This window comes from Streptomyces sp. TS71-3, assembly GCF_018327685.1.
Taxonomy (GTDB): domain Bacteria; phylum Actinomycetota; class Actinomycetes; order Streptomycetales; family Streptomycetaceae; genus Streptomyces.
This window is the reverse complement of the sequence record NZ_BNEL01000001.1, coordinates 172,467-195,513: the sequence shown is the minus strand read 5'-3', so window position 1 is coordinate 195,513 and position 23,047 is coordinate 172,467. Positions and strand designations below refer to the sequence as shown.

The following is a 23,047-nucleotide window of genomic DNA, read 5'->3' as shown; positions in this document are numbered from 1 at the left end:
GGCAGATCACCCAACGGAGTGAGCCGAGGACATATATGATCATCCTGACAAAACAGGGCAGTTCGGCCGGGCGCCATCGATCATGGGCCAGGACATACGGCGCAATCAGCTACAAACCTGGACACGGACGCTCGGTCGAGTACCACTGAACTCCACGGCACCCAGGCGGGGGTGGCCTGGTCATCCGGGAGGGGTCGGAGGCGAATGAACGAGGGAACGAGAGGCGGCGCCGGAGTCCCGATCGGGTTCGGGGACGGCGAAGTGTGATGCGCCACACCGCTGCTGTGACAGTTGAGAGCAGCTTAGGCCAACGGATATCGGCCTGTCCGGCGAATCCGAACGCCGGTGCCCCCAGGGACGGTAGAAGCCGGAGGCTCCGAGGTGGCAGAGGCGTCGCGGAAGCCGGTGTCCGGCAGGGCGGGACCCCCGGGCCACCGGCCGGAACGGGCCCCGGCATCACGATCCGGCCCCCGAACCCCTCAGGAGGGGACTGCTCACTCGGAGCGCACCGTTCCACGGACTAGGCTTGTTCCCATGGCAAACATGCGCTCGGGCGGGGGCGGTGGCCCGTCGCCGGTCCAACAGGCCGCGAAATTTCTCGGTGTCAGTGTGCTGGCCGGTGCCGTGCTGGCCGGCATCACGCTGCCCGCGGCCGGCGCGCTGGGCCTGGCGGCGAAGGGTTCGGTCAAGTCGTTCGACGACATCCCGGCCAACCTGAAGCGGCCGCCGCTCAGCCAGCGCACCACCATCCTGGACGCCAACGGTGGCCAGATCGCGGCGGTCTACTCGCGCGACCGCACCGTCGTCCCGCTGAAGGACGTCTCGCCGTCCATGCAGAAGGCGATCGTGGCCATCGAGGACGCGCGCTTCTACCAGCACGGCGCGATCGACCTCAAGGGCGTGCTGCGCGCGCTGAACAAGAACGCGCAGAGCGGCGGCGTCTCCCAGGGCGCGTCCACCCTGACCCAGCAGTACGTGAAGAACGTCTTCGTGGAGGAGGCGGGCGACGACCCCACGAAGGTCGCGCAGGCCACCCAGCAGACCCTCGGCCGCAAGATCAAGGAGCTGAAGTACGCGATCCAGGTCGAGGAGAAGCTCGGCAAGAAGCGCATCCTGGAGAACTACATGAACATCACGTTCTTCGGTGAGCAGGCCTACGGCATCGAGGCCGCGGCCCAGCGCTACTTCTCCAAGCACGCCAAGGACCTCGATCTGGAGCAGTCCGCGCTGCTGGCCGGAATCGTCCAGTCGCCGAGCCGCTACGACCCGGTGAGCTACCCGGACGAGGCCACCAAGCGGCGCAACACCGTGCTCCAGCGCATGGCCGACACCCACAGCATCACCCAGGCGCAGGCGGACGCGGCCGGGAAGAAGCCGCTGGGCCTGAAGGTCAGCAAGCCGGACAACGGCTGCATCACCGCCGTCAAGGGCGCCGGCTTCTTCTGCGACTACGTGCGCGACGTGTTCCTCTCCGACCCGGTCTTCGGCAAGACCAAGGAGGACCGCGCGCAGACCTGGAACCGCGGTGGCCTGACGATCCGCACCACGCTCGACCCGAAGGCCCAGCAGAGCGTCGAGGACTCGATCAAGAAGCACGTCTACGCCTCCGACGAGGTGGCCAGCGCCGTCACCCTCGTCCAGCCCGGCACGGGCAGGATCCTCGGCATGGGCCAGTCCAGGCCGTACGGCCTCTCGGGCAACGACACCCAGATCAACCTCTCCGCCGACCACGACATGGGCGGCGGCGCCGGCTACCAGCCCGGTTCGACGTTCAAGCCGATCGTGGCCGCGGCGGCGATCGAGGGCGGCACACCGCCGACGAAGAGCTACCCGTCGCCGTACAAGATGCCCTACCCCAGCCCGGTGGCGGCCTGCGACGGCAAGCAGTACACGAACCCCAAGGGCGTCACGCTCACGAACGAGAACGAGTCCGAGAAGGGCCCGATGGGCATGAAGGAGGCGACCGCGAAGTCGGTCAACACCTACTACGTGCAGCTCATCGCCGACATCGGCATCTGCCCGGTGATCCAGATGGCGGACAAGATGGGCGTCAGGCGGGCCGACGGCAGGGCGATGGACCAGAACCCGACGATCGCGCTGGGCACCCAGGAGATGTCGCCGCTGACGATGGCGAGCGCGTACGCGACGTTCGCGTCGCGGGGCATGTACTGCACCCCCGTCGCCATCGAGTCGATCACGGGCCCGGGCAACAAGTCGATGCCGGTGCCGAAGTCGACGTGCACGCGCGCGATGTCCGAGAAGACCGCGGACACCGTCACCACGCTCCTCAAGGGCGTGGTCGAGGACGGCACGGGTACGGAGGCGGGTCTGGACGACCGGCCGAGCGCGGGCAAGACGGGTACGACGGACGAGCGGTACGCCGCCTGGTTCGTCGGCTACACGCCGAACATGGCCGGCGCGGTCTGGGTCGGCGACCCCGCACACAAGCGGAAGATGATCGACATCACCATCGGCGGCGTCCCCCACGACAAGGTCTTCGGCGCCGACACACCCGGCCCGATCTGGAAGGACGCGGTGGGCGGCGCCCTCCAGGGCAAGCCCGTCGAGAACTTCAACCTGATCAACATCCCGGACAGCCACGACAAGGACAAGGGCAAGCACCCGGGCGACGGCAAGCCGGGCCGCGGCGGCCAGAGCAACCCGCCGCCAGGCTTCATCGGCGGCCTGGTGGGCGGCGGCGACGGCAACGGCGGCACGGACGCGGGGGCCAACGGCGGTGTGGCCAACGGGGGCGCCGCGAACGGCGGGGGGGTCGACGGAGGCTTCACCACCGGCGGCACGAACGGTGGCGCGGCCGACGGCGGCGGAAACGGGGGGCTTCCCGGAGGGATGGGCCCCGGGGGGTGGCCACAAGGCTGAGGACGCCCGTGGGCCGGCGGCGTGAGCGACGGCGGCCCACGGGCGCGAACCGCGCGCAAAAGTCCGCCCGGCGGCCGGCCCCGATCGGGGTGGCTGCCGGGCGGTCGTGTTTCAGGCCCTACCGGCGGGGAGCTGTCAGCCCTCCGCCCTCCGCCCTCCGCAACGAACCGTCGGTCGCGGCCTCGACGGCGGCGTGACCTGGCAGCCGCTCCGGGCCGTCGCCCGTCAGCCCGCCGCAAGGAGCCGCTTGACGATGGCCGCGACCCGGCCGCCCTCGGCGCGGCCGGCCACCTTGGGGTTCACGATCTTCATGACCTGGCCCATGGCACGCGGCCCCTCGGCCCCCGCGCCCTTCGCCTCGGCGACCGCCGCGGCCACGAGCTGCTCCAGGTCGTCGTCGGAGAGCTGCTTGGGCAGGTACCCGGCGAGCACCTCGCCCTCGGCCCGCTCCCGCTCGGCCTGCTCGGCGCGCCCGCCGTTCGCGAAGGCCTCGGCGGCCTCGCGCCGTTTCTTGGCCTCGCGCGTGATCACCTTCTGCACCTCGTCATCGGAGAGCTCGCGCGCGGTCTTCCCGGCGACCTCCTCGTTGGTGATCGCCGAGAGGGTCAGCCGGAGCGTCGAGGAGCGCAGCTCGTCGCGCTCCTTGATCGCCGCGGTGAGGTCTTCCTGAAGCTTCGACTTGAGCGTGGTCATGGCGTGATTCTCTCAGGTACGGGGTGGGGGTGGCCGAAGGATTTCCGGGCCGCTGGTTACCCGAGAGTAGAGCGGTGCTGCGCGGCCGTGCCGGCGGCGGGACGGCCGGGCGCCCGGGGCGGGACGGCGTGCGCAGCCGGTGGCGCCAGGACGGCGTGCGCAGTCGGCGGCCTCGGGAGGGCGAGTGCGGCCGGCGACGGGACGACCACGTACCGCCGTGGCCGCAGGACGGCCAAGTACCGCCGGGGTCACGGGAGCCGGTCGTCACGGGCCGCTCCCCCACGGGATGCCGAACGACCGCGTGACGTCTGACACGATGGGCGCATGCGCGCGCTATACGGAGTACCCCTGGGAATCACGGCGGTGGGCGCCGCCGGCCTGCTCTACTCGGTGGGCGTCGAAGCCCGCTCGTTCCGGTTGCGGAGGATCACCGTGCCGGTCCTGCCGCCCGGGATGAGCCCGCTGCGCGTTCTCCAGGTGTCCGACGTCCACATGGTGTGCGGGCAGGGCAAGAAGCGCCGCTGGTTGCAGTCCCTGGCGGGCCTCCGCCCGGACTTCGTGATCAACACGGGGGACAACCTCTCCGACCCGGACGGCGTCCCCGAGGCCCTGGACGCCCTGGGCCCACTGATGGAGTACCCGGGTGCGTACGTCTTCGGCTCGAACGACTACTACGGTCCGAAGCTGCGCAACCCCGCTAAGTACCTGATCGAGAAGGCACAGGGCAAGTACGGCCTGAACGGCAACCCGCCGGCGGTGGGCGCCGTGCACAACCCGTGGGAGGGCCTGCGGGACGCCTTCGACGCGGCGGGCTGGCTGAACCTGACGAACACCAGGGGCTCGCTGAAGATCGAGGGCATGGAGATCGGCCTCACGGGCCTGGACGACCCCCACATCAAACGCGACCGCTACGCACACGTTGCGGGCGGCCCGGCGAGCGGCGCGGACTTCTCGATGGCCATAGTCCACGCCCCCTACCTGCGGGTCCTGGACTCCTTCACGGCGGACGGCTACCCGTTGATCCTCGCGGGCCACACGCACGGCGGCCAGCTCCGCATCCCCTTCTACGGCGCCCTGGTCACCAACTGCGACCTGGACACGGACCGCGCCAGGGGCCTGTCCGCCCACGAGTCCGCCGGCAACCGCGCCTACCTCCACGTCTCCGCGGGCTGCGGCACCAACCGCTACACCCCGGTCCGCTTCGCCTGCCCCCCGGAGGCAACCCTGCTCACCCTGGTGGAACGCCCGGCCTGAGCGAACGCACCCCAACGGGCACCCCGTGCGCCACCCCACCAAAACCGGATTTCGTCCAGGGCCCCCGGTGGGCTAAAGTAAACGACGTCGCCGCGACAGCGTCGGCACTCGGGGTGTAGCGCAGCTTGGCAGCGCGCTTCGTTCGGGACGAAGAGGCCGTGGGTTCAAATCCCGCCACCCCGACACAGGTCAGAGGGCCCAGTGTGTAAGTTGCACTGGGCCTTTTGCGCGCCCCGGGGCGGGGCGAACAGAGGCCCCGGCTCAGGCCGTGTCACCGGCAGCTCCCCGCCACTCCCCGGATATCCACCGCAGCAGTCGCGCCCTTACCCCCGGTGTGATGCGGCTATAGCAACCTGTACCGAACCGTCGTCCTCATAGCCAAGGCACCGCTCGCCCATGAGCCCCCGGGAAAGCGCCCACCCCCTCCCCCACCGCCCCGCGCAGGACCGCAGCGGAAGCCGGAACAGGCCAAGCGAATGGGCGGTATTGGTCTAGGCCAAGGCGTCCATGTCTCGGTATCCTCTCCGTGGCCAGCGGCGCACGATCCCCCCACCCAGGTTGCGTGCTGGTGCGGGCGATGCCCGACGACTCTGCCCCAAGCAGCCTGGTGACCTGCCCATTCGCCGCCTCCAGGAGGGTCACGGTGAAAGTTCACACCAGAAGCTCGGCGATCATCGGCACCATCTGCCTCGTCGCCTCCCTTGCCTTGACCACGGCATCCGCCGAGGAGCCCGCCACCCCGCGTCCGGCAGCGGGGGTCGCGCTCACCGAAGTAGCCACCGCCCAGAATCCGACCGCCGGCACCCCGGGGCCCGGTGACACGGTCTGGATAGCCGAACGCGCGGGCACCGTGCGGGTTCTGGGTGATCAGGGGCTCGGTGAGCCCGTCCTCGACATCTCCGGTGAGACCACCACCGACGGCGAACGCGGCCTGCTGGGCATCGCGTTCGACCACGACTTCGCGCACTTCTACATCTCGTTCACGAACCTCGAAGGCACCAGCACCCTCGACGAGTTCGCCGTGCAGGACGGCAAGATCCAGCCGGAGACGCGGCGCACCGTCCTCACCCAGACGCAGCCGTTCGAGAACCACAACGGCGGCGACATCACCTTCGGGCCCGACGGCTACCTCTACATCGGGCTCGGCGACGGCGGCTCGGGTGGCGATCCTCAGAAGAACGGGCAGAACCTCGGCACGCTGCTCGGCAAGCTGCTGCGGATCGACCCCAGCGGCGCCAAGCCGTACGCGATCCCGGCGGACAATCCTTTCGTGGGCGACCCGAACGCGAAGGGCGAGATCTGGGCGTACGGGCTGCGCAACCCGTGGCGGTTCTCCTTCGACGCGGGCACGGGCGACCTGCTCATCGGCGACGTCGGCCAGGACGCCTGGGAGGAGATCGACTGGGCCCCCGCCGGGAGCAAGGGCGGCGAGAACTACGGCTGGTCCCAGATGGAGGGCACCCATCCCTTCCGGGGCGGCACTGAGCCCGCGAACCACGTGCCGCCGATCCACGAGTACGACCGAACCGGGCTGGGCTGCTCCGTGACCGGCGGGTACGTCTACCGCGGCGACGCGATCCCGGACCTCAAGGGGCAGTACCTGTTCAGCGACTACTGCGACGGCACCATCCGCACGCTGAAGATCGAGGACGGCAAGGTGACCGGCGAGGGCGACCTCGGGGTCAGCGGCGGCGAGGTCATCTCGTTCGTGCAGGACGGCCACGGCGAGCTGTACACGCTCGATCTCGGTGGCAGCATCTCCCGCATCGACCCCGCGTAACCGTCACCACTCCTGACGGCACGGCATGGCACGGCACGGCACGGCACCACATTGCACGGCACGGCACGGTACGACATGGCACGGCACGAAAGGGCCCGGCACGGTACGGCACGGCCGATCGTCCGGGCACGCCACCCGAATCGGACCCTACCTGTCCATACGGGTAGGTTCCTCCCGCTACTCCGGCGCGGATCGTGAACGCAGATCAGGAGGCCCGGTGCGTACGTTGCACCGGGCCTTCCGCGCGTCCTGAGGCACCCGGCCCCGGCTCAGGCCGTGATCACCGTCAGCTCCCCCGGCGCCGTCACGCTCACCGTCCCGTCCGCCGCGACCGCCACGTCCAGGCGGCCTCCGCCGACCTGGAGGCCCTCCACCGTCAGCGGGGCGTAGGCCCGGGCGAACGTGGGGGCCACCGTGATCCTGCCGCCCGGCACGTCCGCGTCCAGGCCCAGGGCCGCGCTGAGGACCATGACCGACGAAGCGGCCGCCCACGCCTGGGGCCGGCAGGACGCGGGGTAGGGCGCCGGGTGCGGGCCCGCCTCGGCGCCGTGGCCCGCGAAGAGTTCCGGGAGCCGGGCGGCGAAGGCCGTCGACGCGGTCAGCAGGCCCGCCGCCAGCGGTGCCGCAGCGTCCGCGTGGCCCGCCCTCGCCAGGCCGTGCACGGCGATGGCCGTGTCGTGCGGCCATATCGAACCGATGTGGTAGCCGTACGGGTTGAAGCCCACCGAGTCGCTGCTGAGCGTGCGCAGCCCGTGGCCCGCGTCCAGGTCGGGCCCGGTCAGCCGGGCCGCGAGCAGCGCGCTCTCCTCCCCGTTCAGCAGGCCCGTGCCGAGGAGGTGGCCGAAGCCGGACGTCACCGAGTCCACCGGCCTTCCGTCGCGGTCCAGGGCGACCGCCGGGTACGGGCCCCGCGCGTCCTCGACCCAGAAACGTTCGCGGAAGCGGGTCGCCAGCCGCTGTGCCCACTCGTCCCACGCGTCCGCGCCCGGCCGGCCGAACGCCCGCAGCAGCGCGGCCCCGCCTCGCGCGGCCTCGTAGGCGTACGCCTGGACCTCGCACAGCGCGATGGGCGGGTCGGCGAGGCGGCCGTCGCGGTGGCGGATGCCGTCCCCGGAGTCCTTCCAGCCCTGGTTGGCCAGGCCGCGGCCGGTCCCGTCGACGTACTTGAGGAAGCCGTCGCCGCCCGCGGCTCCGTGGTCGCGCATCCAGGCGAGGGCGGACTCGGCGTGCGGCAGCAGCCGTTCGACCTCGTCATGGGCCATGCCCCAGCGCCATGCGTCGTGCAGCAGGCAGATCCACAGGGGTGTGGCGTCCACCGTGCCGTAGTACACCGGCGGGAGGGTCGACGCCTCCCCGAACTCCTGCGTGCCGCGGCGTACCTCGTGCAGGATCTTGCCGGGCTGCTCCTCCGTGGCCGGGTCGGTCACCGCGCCCTGCCGGCGGGCGAGCGTGCGCAGCGTGCCGGCCGCGAGGTCGGTGCCGAGCGGGAGCATCATGCGGGCGGCCCAGAGCGAGTCGCGGCCGAAGAGCGTCAGGTACCACGGGGCGCCGCCGGACAGGAACTGGTCCACACCGCCCCCGGCCTCCGAGCCTCCCGCGTGCTCCGCCGGGCCCGTCTCCGCACCACGCCCCGCGGCACCACGCCCCGCGGCACCACGCCCCGCGGCACCACGCCCCGCGCCCCGCTCACCCGAGCGCGGGTCCGTCAGGCGCAGGCGGTCCATGTCGGCGAGCGACTGGTCCAGCCACGTCTCGAAGCGGCGGTCCGTGCTGCGCAGGACCGGGGTGCGCCACGGTACGGCGCTCGCGGGGGCCGCGGGGAACTGGTCGCCGTCCGCGTGCGCCGCGGTGCAGCGCAGCGTCGCGGTCCACGTGGCGCCCGGCGCCAGCTCGACGTCGTACGACAGCCGGCCCTCCGCGACCTCCAGCGTGTCCGGCGCGGGTTCGCTGACCAGGCGGACGTCGAACCCGTCGGCCGACCACGCCAGGCCGGCGTTGCCCCCTTCGTCCCCTTCACCCCTCTCACCCTCTCCGTCTCCGCTGGCCGGGACGGCGGCCGGGAAGCGCCCCGTCTTCACCGCCTCCATCGAGGCGAGGTCCGTACCCGCCACGACCACCAGCCCGAAGCGGACGTGCTGCGTGCCGGCGTTGACCACCTCCAGCACCTCCGCCAGCCGGCCCGCGGCCACGCTCCGGCGGCGGTACAGCGCGACCGCCGGATCCGGCGTGACCTCGCCGAGCCCCCGCAGCACCGACCGGAAGTCAGCGCCGTCGGCCGCCCGGAGCCCACCGCCGAGCGGCGCCAGGGGGACTCCGTCCACGGCGACGCTCAGCCGGGACAGCGCCCTGCGATCGCCGTGGTAGAAGCCGTCCACGCCGTCGCCGATCTGACCGTCCGCGTGCGAGACCACGAAGCTCGGCGCGTACAGCGTGACGACCGCGTCGTGCAGGAACGGCTGTAGGCCACTGGCCGAGGAAGGCGCGGCCGTGACCGATCCGTTGGCGTCCTGGGCCTTGACAGTGGTGTCCAAAGAAGTAGAACCTCTCAGCGTTAGATCGTTCCAAAGACAGTAAATGCCACTTCAGAGGGATGGCAAGCCAATTTGGAGCGATAAAATCAACCGCACGGCGTCCCATAGGCGTTACGCACCACAGACAGCACGACGCGTCACAAGCAGCACGCACCACACACCACACGCACCACACGCACCCCGCATGACACATCGGAGACCGCATGGCCCGCCCCAGCACCAACTCCGCCGCCAAGGGCGCCCCCGTGACCCTCGCCGTGGTCGCCCGGCGGGCCGGCGTCTCCCCGCAGACCGTGTCGAACGCGATCAACGCGCCGGAGCTGCTGCGCCCCGAGACCCTGGAGCGGGTCCGCCGCACCATCGACGAGCTGGGCTACCGCCCCAGCCGTGCCGCGCAGACGCTGCGCACCCGCTCCAGCAGGCTGATCGGCTACGGCATCCTGCCCGCCCAGCCCAGCCACCCGGTCCTCGACCGGTTCCTGCACGCCCTGTCCCAGGCGGCCGACGAGGCCGGGTACCGCATCCTGCTGTTCGCCCGCCCGTCCGGCGGCCCGAGCCTCGCGGGGTACGAGGAGCTGCTCGGCCAGCACGAGGTGGACGGCTTCGTGCTCAGCGGCACCGAGCGCCAGGACCCGCGCCAGGCGTGGCTCGCCAAGCGCGGCGTGCCCTTCGTGGGCTTCGGGCGGATGTGGTCGGGGCGGCAGATCGGCGACTGGGTCGACGTGGACGGTGCCTCGGGCACGGACGCCGCCGTGGAGCACCTGGCCGCGCTCGGGCACACCAGGATCGCGTTCCTGGGCTGGCCGCGCGGTGCGGGCGTCGCCGATGACCGCGCGCTGGGCTGGCAGCGGGCCATGCGGCGGCACGGGTTGCCCACCCGCGGGCGGCGGGCGGAGAGCGTGGACGACATCGAGGCGGCCCGCACCGCGGTGAAGCCGCTGCTGGACGCGGGCGCCACCGCGGTGGTCGCGGCCAGCGACATCCTGGCGCTCGGCTGCTACCACGCGCTGCGCGAGCGGGGCGCGGAGCCGGGCCGCGACGTCGCCGTGGTCGGCTTCGACGACTCGCCGACCGCCGGGATCCTCTCGCCCGCCCTGACCTCCGTCGGCCAGCCGCTGGAGGCGGTCGGCCGCGAGTGCGTGCGGCTGCTGCTCGCCCGGATCGCCGCGCCCGACGCGCCGCCCGAGCGGGTCCTGCTCGAACCCTCCCTGAACGTCCGCGACAGCGCCCCCGCACCGGGCGGCGGCACCGCGGTCGCCGGCACGGCCCCCGCATAGCCGCCGGCACCACGCTCCACACCCGCCGGCGTCCGCCGGCCCCTCACACCCCACCCCCCTCCTCCACCACCCCGGGCCCCCGCGCCACACCACCGGGGCCGAAGCATCCACCACCCCCGACCCACGGAGGACTCCATGAAGACCCGCACGGCCACCGCCGCCCTCGTCACGTGTGCGGCACTGCTGGCCGCCACCGGCTGCTCGTCGAGTTTCGGCGACGACAAGAAGACCGAGCAGGACTCCGGCTCCCACCAGCACCTGAACGTGCTGATAGCCAGCTCGGGCGATGCCGAGACCAAGGCCGTCACGGATGCTGCGGCCGCTTACGCGAAGCAGTCCGGCAACACCGTCACGGTGCAGAACGCCAAGGACATCAACCAGCAGCTCGCCCAGTCCTTCGCCGGGCACAAGCCGCCGGACGTCTTCTACGTCGACTCCAGCCAGTTCGCGAACTACGCCAAGGGCGGCTCCCTGTACGCCTACGGCGACCGGATCAAGGACGCCGACGCGTTCGCCCCCCAGCTCCGCAGCTCCTTCACCTACAACGGCAAGCTGGTGTGCCTGCCCAAGGACACCTCCGCCCTCGCGCTGGCCATCAACACGGACGTGTGGAAGAAGGCCGGTCTGACCGCGAAGGACTACCCGACCACCTGGGACCAGCTGAAGAAGGTCGCGGACAAGCTGACCAAGGGAGGCGTCACCGGCCTGGTCGTCAACGACGACTACGCGCGCCTCGGCGCCTTCATGAAGCAGGCCGGCGGCTGGATCACCGACGCGGAGCAGACGAAGATGACCGCCGACACCCCCCAGAACGCCCAGGGCCTCGCCTACGTCAAGTCCCTGCTGGCCTCCGGCTCGATGAAGTACTCCAAGGACGTCGACGCGCGCTGGGGCGGGGAGGCCCTCGGCACGGGCAAGGCCGCCATGACCATCGAGGGGAACTGGCTCGACGGCGGCATGAAGGTCGACTACCCGAAGGTCAAGTACGACGTGGCGCCGCTGCCCGCGGGGCCGGCCGGCAAGGGCACGCTGGCCTTCAGCCAGTGCTGGGGCGTGGGCACCGACAGCCCCCACCGGGCGGCGGACCTGGACCTGGTGAAGTTCCTCTCCTCCAGCTCCCAGCAGCTCGCGTTCGCCAAGGAGTTCGGCGTGATGCCCTCACGCACCGCACCGCTGGCCGAGTACGCGAAGCAGCAGCCGTCCGCGAAGGTGTGGGCGGACGCCAGCTCCTACGCGCAGGGTCCGGTGACCCTGCCCGGCTTCGACAAGGTGCTCGGGCAGTTCAACACCGAGCTCCAGGGGCTGCGCACCGGCGACCCGAAGAAGATCCTCGCCGACCTGCAGCGCAACGGCGAGCAGGCCCTCGCGAAGGGCAACTGAGCCGCCATGTCCCTGCGTACCACCCGCTGGGCGCCGCGCCTTGCCTCGCGCGGCGTCCCGCCCGGCCCCCGCACGGCGGACCCGGCCGGGAGCCCCCGGGCGGCCGGCTCACCGGGCGCACCTGACGCGCCCGGTGGGTCCGGTCCCGCCGCGGGCCGCGCACCGCGCGGGGGGTCCCACCGCGGTGAGGGCGTCTGGGGATGGCTGTTCGTCAGCCCCATGGTGCTGGTCCTCGGCCTGTTCTTCGTGCTTCCGATCCTGATGGCGCTGTGGGTGAGCCTGCTGCACTGGGACGGGCAGTCCAACCCGTTCAGCGGGCAGGCGGACTTCGCGGGCCTGGACAACTACCGGGCGCTGCTCACCCAGGACGGCCTCGACCGCACGCTGTTCGCGACGTCGCTGCGCAACAACGCCTACTACGTGCTGCTGACCGTGCCCCTGCAGACCGGGCTCGCGCTGGGCCTCGCGCTCGTCGTCAACCAGCGGCTGCTGCGGGGCAGGGGCGCGCTGCGGACCGCCTTCTTCTTCCCCTCCGTCACCAGCTCGATCGCGGTCTCCACGATCTTCCTCTTCCTGTTCCAGGGCAGCGGCGTCGTCAACACGTTGCTGTCCTGGGTGGGGGTGAAGGGCCCGAACTGGTTCTCGGACCCGCGCGGGGTGCTGTCGCTGCTGCTCGGCGCCGTGGGAATCGTCGATCCGGAGCATCCGGCGGGCGCCCTCGCGTCCCACTCCTTCATGGGACTGTCCTGGTACGAGTGGCTGTCGGGGCCGTCCGTCGCGATGTGCACGGTCATCCTGCTCGCCGTGTGGACGACCTCCGGGACCTTCATGCTGATCTTCCTGGCGGCGCTCCAGGACATCCCGCGCGAGCTGGAGGAGTCGGCGGCGCTGGAGGGCGTGAACCGGTTCCAGATGCTGCGGTACGTGACGCTGCCCGCGCTGCGCCACGTGCTCTTCCTCGTCCTCACCCTAGGCCTGATCTCCACCTGGATGGTCTTCGACCAGGTGTACGTCATGAGCCAGGGCGCCCCCGGCAACACCACCCTGACGCCGGCGTTCCTGTCGTACACGACCGCCTTCAACGACTCCGACTTCGGGCAGGGCGCGGCCATCGCGTTCGTCCTGTTCGCGCTGATCCTGGCCATGACCGCCCTGCAGCGCCTCGTGCTGCGGGAGCGCAACCCCCGCCCCCGGAGGAATCGATGAAGGACAGGTCCGCGGGTGCCGGGGCGTCGGGGCATCCGGTGCTCGGCCGTTTCCCGCTGCCCGTGCGGATACTCGGATACGTGCTGGTGGCGGCCTTCGGGCTGGTGTTCGTGCTGCCGTTCGTCATCGAGCTGGTGACGGGGTTCAAGACGGATCCGGACGCCGCCGCGCACCCCCTCGGGCTGATCCCCACCACGTGGACGTTCGAGGCCTACCGGCGGCTGTTCGGGCTGAGCCAGGCCGGAGGCGGGGTGCCGTTCCTGCACTGGCTGGGCAACTCGGCGTTCATCGCGGTCGTCGTCACGGTCGGGCGGGTGTTCCTCGACTCGATGGCGGGCTACGCGCTGGCCCGGCTGCGCTTCCCGGGCCGGCGGCTGCTGTTCGGCCTCGTGATCGCGCTGATCGCGGTGCCCGGGGTGACCCTGCTGATCCCGAAGTTCCTGGTGCTGAACACCTTCGGTCTGTTCGACACGTACACCGGCATGATCCTGCCGCTGCTGGTGGACGCGGCGGGCGTGTTCATCATGAAGCAGTTCTTCGAGTCGGTCCCCCGGGAGGTGGAGGAGGCCGCGCGGGTGGACGGCGCCGGGGTGTTCCGGACGTTCTGGTCCGTGGTCCTCCCGATGGCCAGGCCGGGCCTGATCACCCTGACCATCCTGTCGTTCCAGAGTTCGTGGAACGAGTTCACCCACTTCCTCGTCTCCACCCAGTCGAGCCAGTACGAGACGCTGACCACCGGTCTCGCACGGTTCGTCGCGGGCGGGCTGGCCGGCGGCACCCAGTACCCGCTGAAGCTGGCGGCGGCCCTGCTGTCGACGCTGCCGGTGGCCGTCCTGTTCTTCTTCTTCCAGCGCCACTTCGTGCGCGGGGCCAGCTCGGGGGCCGTCAAGGAGTGAGGGGGCCTGGGCGGGCCCCCTCCACCGCGAGGCCCGCCGATGAGTGCCCGGTCGGTCCCGGCCAGGGCATGCCGGGTGGGCACTGTGGACGGTCCCCTGTCAGCCCGCGCTCGTCCACGCGTCCGGCCGGGGCGCGAGCACCGCGGAGGCGACCGCGCCGGACGAGCCGGCGACGTCGGCCACGAACCGCAGGCGCCCGATGCCGAGTCGCCGCAGCGCCGGGCCGTGGTCGACCGCGACGAGCATTGAGGCCGCGAGCACGAGGAGCCGCCAGGCGGCCATGACCGGGCGGCGGGCGGCACGGGGCAGCTCGGCCAGTCAGGCGTGCAGGCGCTCGCAGTGGAACGGGATGTGGCGCTCCTCGTCGGACAGGATCCGCCCCGCCACATCCGACGTGAGCGAGTCGTCGGTACCGTCGCGCAGGGCCCGGTAATAGCGCAGTGCGACCACTTCCGCGATCATCAGCACCAGCAGTTCCATCCGCAGGCCCATGAGACGCCGCAGCCGTACGAAGGCGGTGTCGCTCCAGTGGCCCGTCAGCGTCGGCATGCCACCCGCGGCCAGCAGCCGGGCGAGCAGCCGGGCGTGGTTGTGCTCCTCGGCCACGAAGAGCCGCACCGCCCGCGCGTAGTCGGCGTCGCCGGCCTCGTCCGCCTTGCCGATGAGGTTGGCCCCGTCACCGTCCTCACCGATCTGGAAGCGCTGGACGCTGGCCCACACCGCCGGATCCAGCGCCGCGCTCCGCCCCCAGTCCGGGTCACCCTGCGCACGCCTGCGCTCGCGCTCGTCCTCGAACCCTCTCGTCCACTTGGCGAAGCCGTCCGTGTGCACCCGGTCTCCCCTCCCCGGGACACGGCCACCGTGCCCCGGGAGGGACGACGCCGGTGGGCACGGGACCGTTCCGGGGGTGCGGGCAGTGAGGTACGCACGGTGGCGCATTGCGCGGCGGTGTCTTGCGCAGTGGTGATCCACGTCGGCGAAAAAAGCCGCGCAGTTCCGATCGGCAGCACAACCAAAGCCTCCGCTGAGGAGTCGTACGCGCCGTGATCACCATGCCCGCACGGCGCCTCCGCCTCGGCGCCTCGATGCTCACCGTGGTTCTGGCGTCCTTGTTGCTCTCCTGCTCCGGCAGTCCGGACACCGCTGTGAACGACAGTGAGTCGCCCTCCCACGGCGTCGTCCACAAGGCGGCGTCGGCGCCCGCGACCGAGCAGCCGATCCCTTCGAGCACGGCGGAACCGGAACCCGCTGTGGAGAAGGTCCGCGACGCGTTCGCCGGGCTCCAGGCCACCTACAACGACGGGTGCACGACCGAGGGGAACTGCGAGTACTTCCTGGGGCGGGTGCTCGACGAGCTCACCGGCCTCGACGAGTCGATGAAGGTCGATCCCCAGGGCCCCGGGCACTTCGAGGAACCCCTCGCATGGATCGCGGCACTGCGGGCCGAACTGGGCGACGACAGCTCCTTCGCGAACCTCAAGAGGCATCAGGGCCTGCTCACCGGAACCCGGGACAAGATCAACGCCTGGATGCAGGGGCACCCGGAGGACTACCGGTAAGAAAGGACTACCGGTAGGAGAGGACCGAGACCGTGTCCCCCGTGGTGAGGCGGATGTTGGACCGTCATGGCCTCTTCGGCGTCTCCGCACGGCCCGGCCTTGCACCAGGAACCGCCTCCGGTCGATGCAGCGTCCACGCCTGCGACAGGCGGCACCCGGGGAGTCGTGCACAGCACGGAAGGGGAGGCAGCGGTGTGGGTTGCGATGTCGCTGCTGGCAGGTCTCACCCTCCTCGGGTTCGGCATCCATGAGGCCGTGGTCCAGCACCGCCTCCAGCGCGAGGGGATCCCCGTCAGGGGCCTGGTGGTCCGCCACCGCGTGCAACACTCCGGACGAGATGGTGGCCCCGTCCACTTCGCGGTGGTCGAATTCGTTGACGCGCAGGGTGGTCGGCACACGTTCCAGGCCGGGTCATCCGGAGTCAAGGGTCTTCCCGTGGGCGGAGAGGTCCCGGTGCGCTACCTTCCCCAGACCCCGAGGGGCGCGCGAATCGACCTTCGCAGGAGACGGATCGGGGAGGTCGCGGCTCGTTTCGCGGGCGGCACCCTGTTCACGGCCATCGGGATCTGGCTGCTCGTCACCGGTCGTTGAGCCTGTTCCCCGTACCGCCACGATCTCAGCGGCCTCGACGTAACCGTCGACCGTGGTGGCCTCCTGGTGTTCTGCCGGCTGTTGACGGACTGGCGGCTGCTGACGGACTGGCGGCTGCTGACGGACCGGCCGCTCGCGGCTGGGCACTCCCTGGTCGTCGAGATCGGCACGATCCTGGACGGCGCGTGGATTCGACGAGGGCAATCGGCGAACGCAACCGTCGGCTCGGGGAGCGGCTGCCGACCGACCGCGCGCCCTGGCAGCACGGGCTTTGCCATCGGGAACCGTGGCCGGACCGGGCGCGTCTGTCTCCGGGAGCGTGGAAGGGACATCCATGAGCATCGACTCACCCCGCCCGTCCGGGCCGCCGCCCGCGAGCGGTGGGCCACGCCCCACGGGCGACCCGCCACTGCCGTACACGCCGCTGTGGCGACGCCTGCGGGAGGACGAATGGCCGCCGCCGGGTGAGGTGTTGAGGGGTCGGCGGGAGCAGGTGCACCCCCGGGTGGTGCTGGTGCTGGTCTTCCCGCTCCTGTGGTGGCTGACCGTGCCGCTGCTGGTCACCTACCAACTGGCCCGCACGGCCCGCCGCATGGCACGTCGGGTCTTTCCCGTACACCCGGCAGGCTGGGTCGAGGATCCCGAGGTGTCCCGGGCGCAGCAGGTGCGGGCCTGGCTGGCCCTCGTCATCTCGGTGGCGCTGCTGGCCGCGTTCGGAGGCTGGCAGGACCTGCCGGGGCAGTTCCTGCAACAGCTGCTGTTCGCACCCTGGTTGGCGCTGTTGAGCGCCGTGGTGGTGGTGGCGCTGCTCTTCTGGGCGGCCCGGCCCGACACGCGTCGGGCCATGCGGACGCAGCTGTGGCCGGCAGGCAGGTCGGCCCTGTGGTACTTCGGCGCCTGGACGCTGGTGCCGATCATCCTCACGGCGGCGGGCCCGGTGATGGGGCTGCTGCCCAGCAGCGTCAACGGCCTGTTCGGGCTGCTGCTCTGGATGTCCGTGATGTTCGTGTGCTGGGCGCCGTTCTGGTGGGTGATCTTCTTCCTCTCCTTCGCCACCGGTCCGGCGCTGCGCCACGCCTTCAACCTGTCCGCCGTCCACGCGGTGCTTCCCGCGCTCGTCACCACCGCCCTGGTCTGGGTGTTCGCCTTCCTCCGCCTGTCGTCGGACGGGCTGGGGCCGGGCCCGGTGCCGCTCGCGGTCTGCGTGTTCCTCGGGGGCCCGGTGTCGGTGACGGCACTGGCCTGGTGGGAGATCCACCGGCTGCGGCGGCTGCACGGGGTTCGGTGGCGGGGTCAGCGCCGCGGAGCTGCACGTCGTGTCCGGCCGGACACATGAGACCGGACACACGAGACCGGACACATGAGAGAGGACAACCGGCAGGAACGGGGCGATCCTTGGGCCGTGGAGTTCCTCTGCTACCACCGCGACCGGACCGGCTCACTGGCGCTGCGCTACGAGCTGTCGGAGAAGCACTGGTCCTACATGGACCGGTACGCGGAGGCGATGATCGCCCGAGGTCCGACCTTCGCCGACGACGGTGAGACGCTCACCGGCAGCGTGCACATCGTCGACCTGCCCGGTCCCGCCGCCGCCCGCGCGTTCGCCTTCGACGAGCCCAACTACCAGGCCGGCGCCTACCGGGACGTGCTGCTGCGGCGGTGGCGCAACACGCTGGGGCGCACCATGTGGGAGTTCCCCGGCGGCCGGACCGGCGGCAACCGGTATCTGGTGCTCGGCCTCGGCACCGGGCAGGCCGCCGACCTCGCGGTCCCGGCCGGCCGGGACGAGCTGATCGCCTACGGGCCGCTGCTGTCCGACGACGGTGACGCCTGGCTGGGCACGGCCGCGCACGCAGGCCGCCGAGCGCACGCCACCCGTCTCCCCCGGCACCTTCGACCTGCTCACCGCCTTCGCCGACCCCCTGGTCCCCGCGCTGCAACCGGACATCGCCGCTCTGTCCGCGCTGCCGTCCGCCGAGCTGAGGGCGTTCGCGGACGAGCTGGTGAACGTGCGCGCCGAACAGCTCAGGGACGCACAGGGGGTCAGGGGCAGGGGGGCCAGGGGCAGGGGGGCCAGGGGCATCCCCGTCCGGCGAGGGCGCCGAGGGCCGCGAGGGCATCCCGGGCGCCGAGGACATCGCGGCCGCCGCCCAGTCGCTCAACTCGGCGATCGTCGCCCTGCGCACCCTCGACGCGAGTGCCGCGGTGCCGCCCGTCGGCATGCTCAACCTGGAGCGCATCGAGATGGTGCCGAGCGGCATCGAACGCGGCGAGCTCGTCTCCACGGTCCCGCTCGCGCCCGGCGAGGAGACCGCGGTCGTCCACAAGGAGTGGTCGGTCACCTCGAAGGAGTTCACGACGATCGTCACCGACTCCCTGGAGGAGGTGAGCGAGACCGGGGTCACCGACAACACCGACATCTCGCAGTCGACGCCGTCCCAGAGCCAGCACTCCAACCAGTTCAACATCACCGGCACGGTGCAGGGCGGCATCCCCATCATCTCGGGGTCGAGCACGACCGGGTTCACCGCGCAGGACTCGAAGTCCGCGTCGGCGACCGAAAGCGTCAAGCACGCGCGGGCCACCACGTCGAAGGCGTCCTCGCGCTCGCGGCAGGAGCACAAGGTCACCATCTCCACGAAGACGGAGACGGGCACCGAGGAGACCTCCACGCGGACCCTGAAGAACACCACGCCCCAGCCGGTGCGCGTCGACTACTTCAGCCTGATGCGGAAGTGGCGGGTCCGGCTGTACCGCTACGGGCTCCGCCTCACCCACGACATCGTCGTCCCGGAACCGGGCGCCGCCCTGCGCCGGGCGTACGCCGAACTCGCCGAGCTCCGCGCCCAGCAGACGTCCTTCGAGTTCCCGGTCAAGCCGTCCGACATCACCACCACCCTCGTCGACGCGAACGGCGTACCGGTCGAGCCGGGACAGCCGGGCACGCCCAAGTACAAGTGGCTGGAGGACCAGTACGGCACGACCGTCAAGCCCTATCCGGGGGATCTGCCGCCCGCCACCCACAGCGCGCACGCGGGGACGGGCGGCGGCTGGTACTTCCTCGACCTCGAATTCGACGTCCCCACCTCGGCCCGGATCCGCGAGATGTTCCTCGACGCGCACATCGGGAAGCAGGACGGGGACGACAACAAGGTCAACTTCGACGTGCTCGGCGCGGAGATCCGGGCGGACTGGAACAACATCCCCGGCGCCCTGGTCATCCGCAGCCACCGGCTGCTGGAGGCCGGCTTCGAGACGGGGCCGCCTTCGAGTCGGAGGCCGGCCTCAGCGTGCGGCGCGTGTGCGGGCCACCAGGAGTGCCACGTCGTCCTCCGGTGGCGAGTCCGCCGTCATCAGGGCGATGACGCGGGCGCACAGGGAGTCGAGATCGGCCGGTGGCCGCTCCAGTGCCGCGAGCAGCCGGTCGAGTCCGGCGTCGATGTCCATGCGGCGGGACTCGACGAGACCGTCGGTGTACAGGGCGAGCAGGCTGCCCTCGGGGAGTTCGAGGTCGACGGACTCGTACGGGCCCGTGCTGATCCCGATGGGCGGGCCCACGGGTGTGTCGACGATGCTCGCGCGGCCGTCGGGTGTCACCAGCATCGGCGGAGGGTGGCCGGCACGGGCCACGGTGCACACGTGCTCGGCCGGGTCGTAGACGGCGTACAGGCAGCTCGCACCGGAGATCGACGGAAAGTCGGTGGTCCAGGTGCCGGACTGCGCGAGCTGGACGGTGACGTCGTTGAGGTGGTCGAGCAGGGCCGCGGGGCGCTGGTCGAGGACGGCGAGGGTGTGGACCGCCGTGCGCAGGCGTCCCATGGTGGCGGCGGCGTGGATGCCGTGCCCCACGACGTCGCCCATGACCAGGGCGATCCTGCCGCCCGGCAGCTCGATGGTGTCCATCCAGTCCCCGCCGACGCCCTCGTGCCGGTCGGAGGGCAGGTAGCGGCTGGCCAGGTCCACCGCGCTGCCGCCCGAGAGCCTTTCCGGCAGGAGGCTGCGCTGCAGGGTGAGGGCCGCCGCGCGCTCGCGGGTGTACCGGTGCGCGTTGTCGAGGCTCAGCGACGCCTGGATGGCGAGTTCCTCCGCCAGCAGCAGGTCGCTCTGGGAGAAGGGGGCCACGTTGTCGTTGCGGGCGAAGACGGCGATGCCGAGGACCTTGCCGCGTGCCCTGAGCGGGATCGTCATCATCGAGTGGATGCCCGTTTCGAGGACGCGTTGCCGCCGGACGGCATCGTGGTCCAGCCACGTGCCGCGGCCCACTTCGAGGATGGGGCTGAGCAGGGACCGGCCCTCGCGCAGCACGCCGAGGTACGGGGAGGTGGGCGGCACGTACACCACGTCGCCCACCGAGAAGGGCGCCTCGGGCACCCCTTCGTGGGCGGAGGCCACGCCCGCGCGCCGGAACACGGGGATGCCGAACTCGCCCTCCGACATCCGCTCCAGCGGCTCCCCGCCGAGCGGCACCGACTCGGCCAGGTCCACGGCGACGTAGTCGGCGAGGACGGGGACGGCCGTGTCGGCGAGTTCCTGCGCGGTCGTCTTCACGTCGAGGGTGGTGCCGATGCGGTGGGCCGCGCGCCCGAGCAGGGCCAGCCGGTCGCGCTCCCATCCCTGGGTGATGTCCAGGGCGATGCTGACGAGGCCCACCGGAGTGCCGTCGCCCGACGCGAGGGGCACCAGGGAGGCGGAGAACACGGCCTCCCGGCCGTCCTCGGGCGACACCCACCGCACCACGTGGTCGGCGACCGGCTCCCCCGACCCCAGCGCCTCCCGCATCACCGGCTCGGAGACGGTCCGGTCGAAGCCCCGCAGGACCAGTCGTGGCGACGGCCCCGAGGCGCGCGTGTCCAGGAGCCCCGCCACTTGGCGCGCGGCGCGGTTCGCCCACACCAGCCGCATGTCGGTGTCCCACACCGTCACCGACAGCGGGCAGAGGTCGAGGAGCGCTTCCGCTCCCTTCTCCGACTCCTGCGGTCCCGGCTCCTGCGATCGTGGCTCCTCCGGTCCTGGCTCCTCCCGCGGCTCTGCCCCCGCCTCCGGCTCTGACTCCTCCGGTCCTGATTCCTCGGGCCCTGACTCCTCCCCCGGCCCCGCCCCGGCCTCCGGTCCTGACTCCTTCCCCGGCTCTGCCCCTGCCTCCGACTCCCGCTCCGCCTCTGACCCGCCCGCGTCCGCCGTGGGCGCCGCCTCCGCGCTGTCCGCCGGCCCCATGGCGGCGACGAGCCGGCACCGCTCGCCGTCCGCGCCGGTGAGCCCGATGATCTCCACGGCCACCCGGAGGACGCCGCCGTCGCGGTGCCTGAGCTCCACCGCGGCGCGCGCGGTGCTCCGGGCACCGCGCCGGCTTATGGCCCCCGGTGTCGGGGACCAGGAGACCGGCCGGTCAGGGGCGGCCAGGAGCCGCGTCACCGGTTCCCCGACGACGTCCTCGGCACGGTGGCCGAGCAGTCGCCGGCAGCCCGTTCCCCACGCCAGGACCGTCCCGTCGGAGCCGACCAGCGCGACGGCGGGCGGGGTGCCCTCGGACCTGCCGTGCGTGAAATCGACGGTTACCCGCCTCTTCTTTGCAACGGCGTTGGCCGCGGCATTGCCAGTGGAATTTCCGGCGGCGTTGCCAGCGATATTCGCAACGGTTTTCGCGGCGGTCTTCGCAGCGGTCTTCCCAGCCGTTTCAGGGGTGCTCGTCATCCCGATACCCTCCGTGGCCCCATTTCACCCGGCACACTCGGGGCCGTTGAACACACCCCCCAAGACTAACGAGATCCACGCGCCTGGAAAACGCATCAGCGGACTAATCATCAGGCATCGCCGAACCTCTCGCCGGCGTCGGGCGACAGGCCTCGCACGCACCCGTCGACCACGAAGAACTTCGAGGCCAGGCCGGTGGTGGCAGCCCCGCTGCGACCAGTCCTCATGCCGAAGCGGCATCACAGGGGGCGGAACAGGTCTTGGACGCGGGTGCGCGGCAGATCCCAGGATGGAGCAGCAGAGAAAAGCTCTCCCGGCGGCTCCGGAACGCCCCGGAAAAACTCCGGCCGACTCCGGAAGTCTCCGGAGGGAAAGAACGGAAGGGAATCACCGTATGAAGGTCTTCGTCACCGGCGGCTCCGGTTACATCGGCAAAGCCGTGATCAGTTCGCTGTTCGGGCACGGCCACACGGTCAGGGCCCTGGCCCGCAGCGAGCAGGCGGCTCAGGCCGTCCAGGCGCTGGGCGCGGAGCCCGTGCGCGGCGGCCTCACCGACCTGGACGTGCTGAACGAGGCCGCCGCGCACGCCGAAGCCGTCATCCACCTCGCGCAGGCCGAGACGGGCGAGGAGGATCTCGCGGCGGCCACCGCGATGCAGGACGGCATCGGCGCCGGCACGTACGTCCACACCGGCGGCACCTGGGTCTACGGCGACACGGACGGTGTCGTGGACGAGGACGCGCCGTGGAACCCGCCCGCCCTGGTCGCCTGGCGCCACCCGGTGGAGGACGCCGTCCTCGGCCGCGCCGCACGCGGCGGCCGGCCCGTCGTCATCCGAGCCGGCCTCGTGTACGGGGGAGGAAAAGGCCTCATCGACGTCTTCTTCACCCGGCCCGGCGTCGAGGCCGGCGCCGTCGCCCACATCGGCGGCGGCTCGCAGCACTGGGCCCTCGTCCACGTCGACGACCTCGCCGAGCTGTACACGGCCGCCCTGCACGCGCGTGCCGGATCCGTCTACGCGGGCGTCGGCGGCGTGAACCCGACGGCCAAGGAGGTCGCCGAGGCCGTCAGCCACGGCGCGGGCCTTGAGGGCAGGACCAGGTCCCTCACGATGGAGCAGGCACGGGAGCAGATGGGCCCCGTCGCCGACGCCTTCGCCCTCGACCAGCAGCTCACGCCGGCCCGCGCGGGCGCCGAGCTCGGCTGGGTACCCGCACACACCGACCCGCTGTCCGTCTTCGCGCAGGGGTGAGCGCCGCGCCTCGCCGCGTGCCGCCCGGGTACGGGCCCCCGGCGGGGCACACCGGCA

14 protein-coding genes, 1 tRNA gene and 2 pseudogenes are annotated in these 23,047 nt (G+C 71.7%); 13 read left to right on the top strand and 4 right to left on the bottom strand.

Going from position 1 to position 23,047, the window contains the following annotated elements:
* The first annotated feature begins 534 nt into the window (after positions 1-534).
* On the top strand, positions 535-2,880 hold the full coding sequence (locus tag Sm713_RS00925) for a transglycosylase domain-containing protein (protein ID WP_212907803.1): 2,346 nt from the start codon (positions 535-537) through the stop codon (positions 2,878-2,880).
* A 225-nt stretch (positions 2,881-3,105) separates the two neighbouring features.
* On the opposite strand, the gene Sm713_RS00920 is transcribed toward Sm713_RS00925, so the two are convergent.
* A complete protein-coding gene (locus Sm713_RS00920) occupies positions 3,106-3,573 on the bottom strand; it encodes a GatB/YqeY domain-containing protein (RefSeq protein ID WP_212907802.1) in 468 nt (155 codons plus the stop codon).
* 324 nt (positions 3,574-3,897) lie between these two features.
* Between Sm713_RS00920 and Sm713_RS00915 the strand changes: the two genes are divergently transcribed.
* The 3 genes from Sm713_RS00915 (at position 3,898) to Sm713_RS00905 (ending at position 6,607) form a co-directional block, all read left to right on the top strand.
* Positions 3,898-4,827, top strand: a complete 930-nt coding sequence (locus tag Sm713_RS00915) for a metallophosphoesterase (protein ID WP_212907801.1) — start codon at positions 3,898-3,900, stop codon at positions 4,825-4,827.
* 109 nt (positions 4,828-4,936) lie between these two features.
* A tRNA-Pro gene (locus tag Sm713_RS00910) sits at positions 4,937-5,010 on the top strand.
* A gap of 460 nt (positions 5,011-5,470) precedes the next feature.
* Positions 5,471-6,607: a sorbosone dehydrogenase family protein gene (locus Sm713_RS00905; protein WP_212907800.1), complete on the top strand. Its 1,137-nt coding sequence runs from the start codon at positions 5,471-5,473 to the stop codon at positions 6,605-6,607.
* 269 nt (positions 6,608-6,876) lie between these two features.
* Here the strand turns inward: Sm713_RS00905 and Sm713_RS00900 are convergent, their stop codons facing one another.
* On the bottom strand, positions 6,877-9,138 hold the full coding sequence (locus Sm713_RS00900; protein ID WP_212907799.1) for a glycogen debranching N-terminal domain-containing protein: 2,262 nt from the start codon (positions 9,136-9,138) through the stop codon (positions 6,877-6,879).
* Between the two features lie 203 nt (positions 9,139-9,341).
* Between Sm713_RS00900 and Sm713_RS00895 the strand changes: the two genes are divergently transcribed.
* The 4 genes from Sm713_RS00895 to Sm713_RS00880 all read left to right on the top strand — a co-directional run bounded on the left by Sm713_RS00895 (position 9,342) and on the right by Sm713_RS00880 (position 13,897).
* Complete coding sequence (locus Sm713_RS00895) at positions 9,342-10,415, top strand: LacI family DNA-binding transcriptional regulator (RefSeq protein ID WP_212907798.1); 1,074 nt, start codon at positions 9,342-9,344, stop codon at positions 10,413-10,415.
* A 135-nt stretch (positions 10,416-10,550) separates the two neighbouring features.
* Entirely contained in the window at positions 10,551-11,795 is a 1,245-nt protein-coding gene (locus Sm713_RS00890) for an extracellular solute-binding protein (protein ID WP_212907797.1), read from the top strand.
* A gap of 219 nt (positions 11,796-12,014) precedes the next feature.
* Positions 12,015-13,001 (top strand): carbohydrate ABC transporter permease, encoded by a 987-nt coding sequence (locus Sm713_RS00885; RefSeq protein ID WP_212911690.1) that lies wholly within the window; start codon positions 12,015-12,017, stop codon positions 12,999-13,001.
* Complete coding sequence (locus Sm713_RS00880; protein ID WP_212907796.1) at positions 12,998-13,897, top strand: carbohydrate ABC transporter permease; 900 nt, start codon at positions 12,998-13,000, stop codon at positions 13,895-13,897. Before Sm713_RS00885 ends, Sm713_RS00880 begins: the two co-directional genes overlap by 4 nt.
* A gap of 99 nt (positions 13,898-13,996) precedes the next feature.
* Here Sm713_RS00880 and Sm713_RS00875 read toward each other — a convergent pair.
* A pseudogene (locus tag Sm713_RS00875) lies at positions 13,997-14,728 on the bottom strand (ferritin-like domain-containing protein).
* 221 nt (positions 14,729-14,949) lie between these two features.
* On the opposite strand from Sm713_RS00875, the gene Sm713_RS00870 reads away from it, so the two are divergent.
* The 4 genes and pseudogenes from Sm713_RS00870 to Sm713_RS00855 all read left to right on the top strand — a co-directional run.
* Positions 14,950-15,456 carry a hypothetical protein gene (locus Sm713_RS00870; protein ID WP_212911689.1) on the top strand — a complete coding sequence of 169 codons (507 nt, stop codon included), beginning with the start codon at positions 14,950-14,952 and terminating at the stop codon, positions 15,454-15,456.
* 165 nt (positions 15,457-15,621) lie between these two features.
* On the top strand, positions 15,622-16,047 hold the full coding sequence (locus Sm713_RS00865) for a DUF3592 domain-containing protein (RefSeq protein WP_212907795.1): 426 nt from the start codon (positions 15,622-15,624) through the stop codon (positions 16,045-16,047).
* A 334-nt stretch (positions 16,048-16,381) separates the two neighbouring features.
* The gene (locus Sm713_RS00860) at positions 16,382-17,383 is read left to right on the top strand and encodes a hypothetical protein (protein ID WP_249416022.1); all 1,002 of its coding nucleotides are present in this window, start codon (positions 16,382-16,384) and stop codon (positions 17,381-17,383) included.
* A 66-nt stretch (positions 17,384-17,449) separates the two neighbouring features.
* Positions 17,450-17,896 (top strand): annotated as a pseudogene (locus tag Sm713_RS00855) (YciI family protein); the annotation flags it as partial.
* A 1,436-nt stretch (positions 17,897-19,332) separates the two neighbouring features.
* On the opposite strand, the gene Sm713_RS00850 reads toward Sm713_RS00855, so the two are convergent.
* Positions 19,333-21,738, bottom strand: a complete 2,406-nt coding sequence (locus Sm713_RS00850; RefSeq protein WP_212907794.1) for a SpoIIE family protein phosphatase — start codon at positions 21,736-21,738, stop codon at positions 19,333-19,335.
* Positions 21,739-22,132: 394 nt separating this feature from the next.
* On the opposite strand from Sm713_RS00850, the gene Sm713_RS00845 reads away from it, so the two are divergent.
* Complete coding sequence (locus Sm713_RS00845) at positions 22,133-22,990, top strand: NAD-dependent epimerase/dehydratase family protein (protein ID WP_212907793.1); 858 nt, start codon at positions 22,133-22,135, stop codon at positions 22,988-22,990.
* Positions 22,991-23,047: the final 57 nt, after the last annotated feature.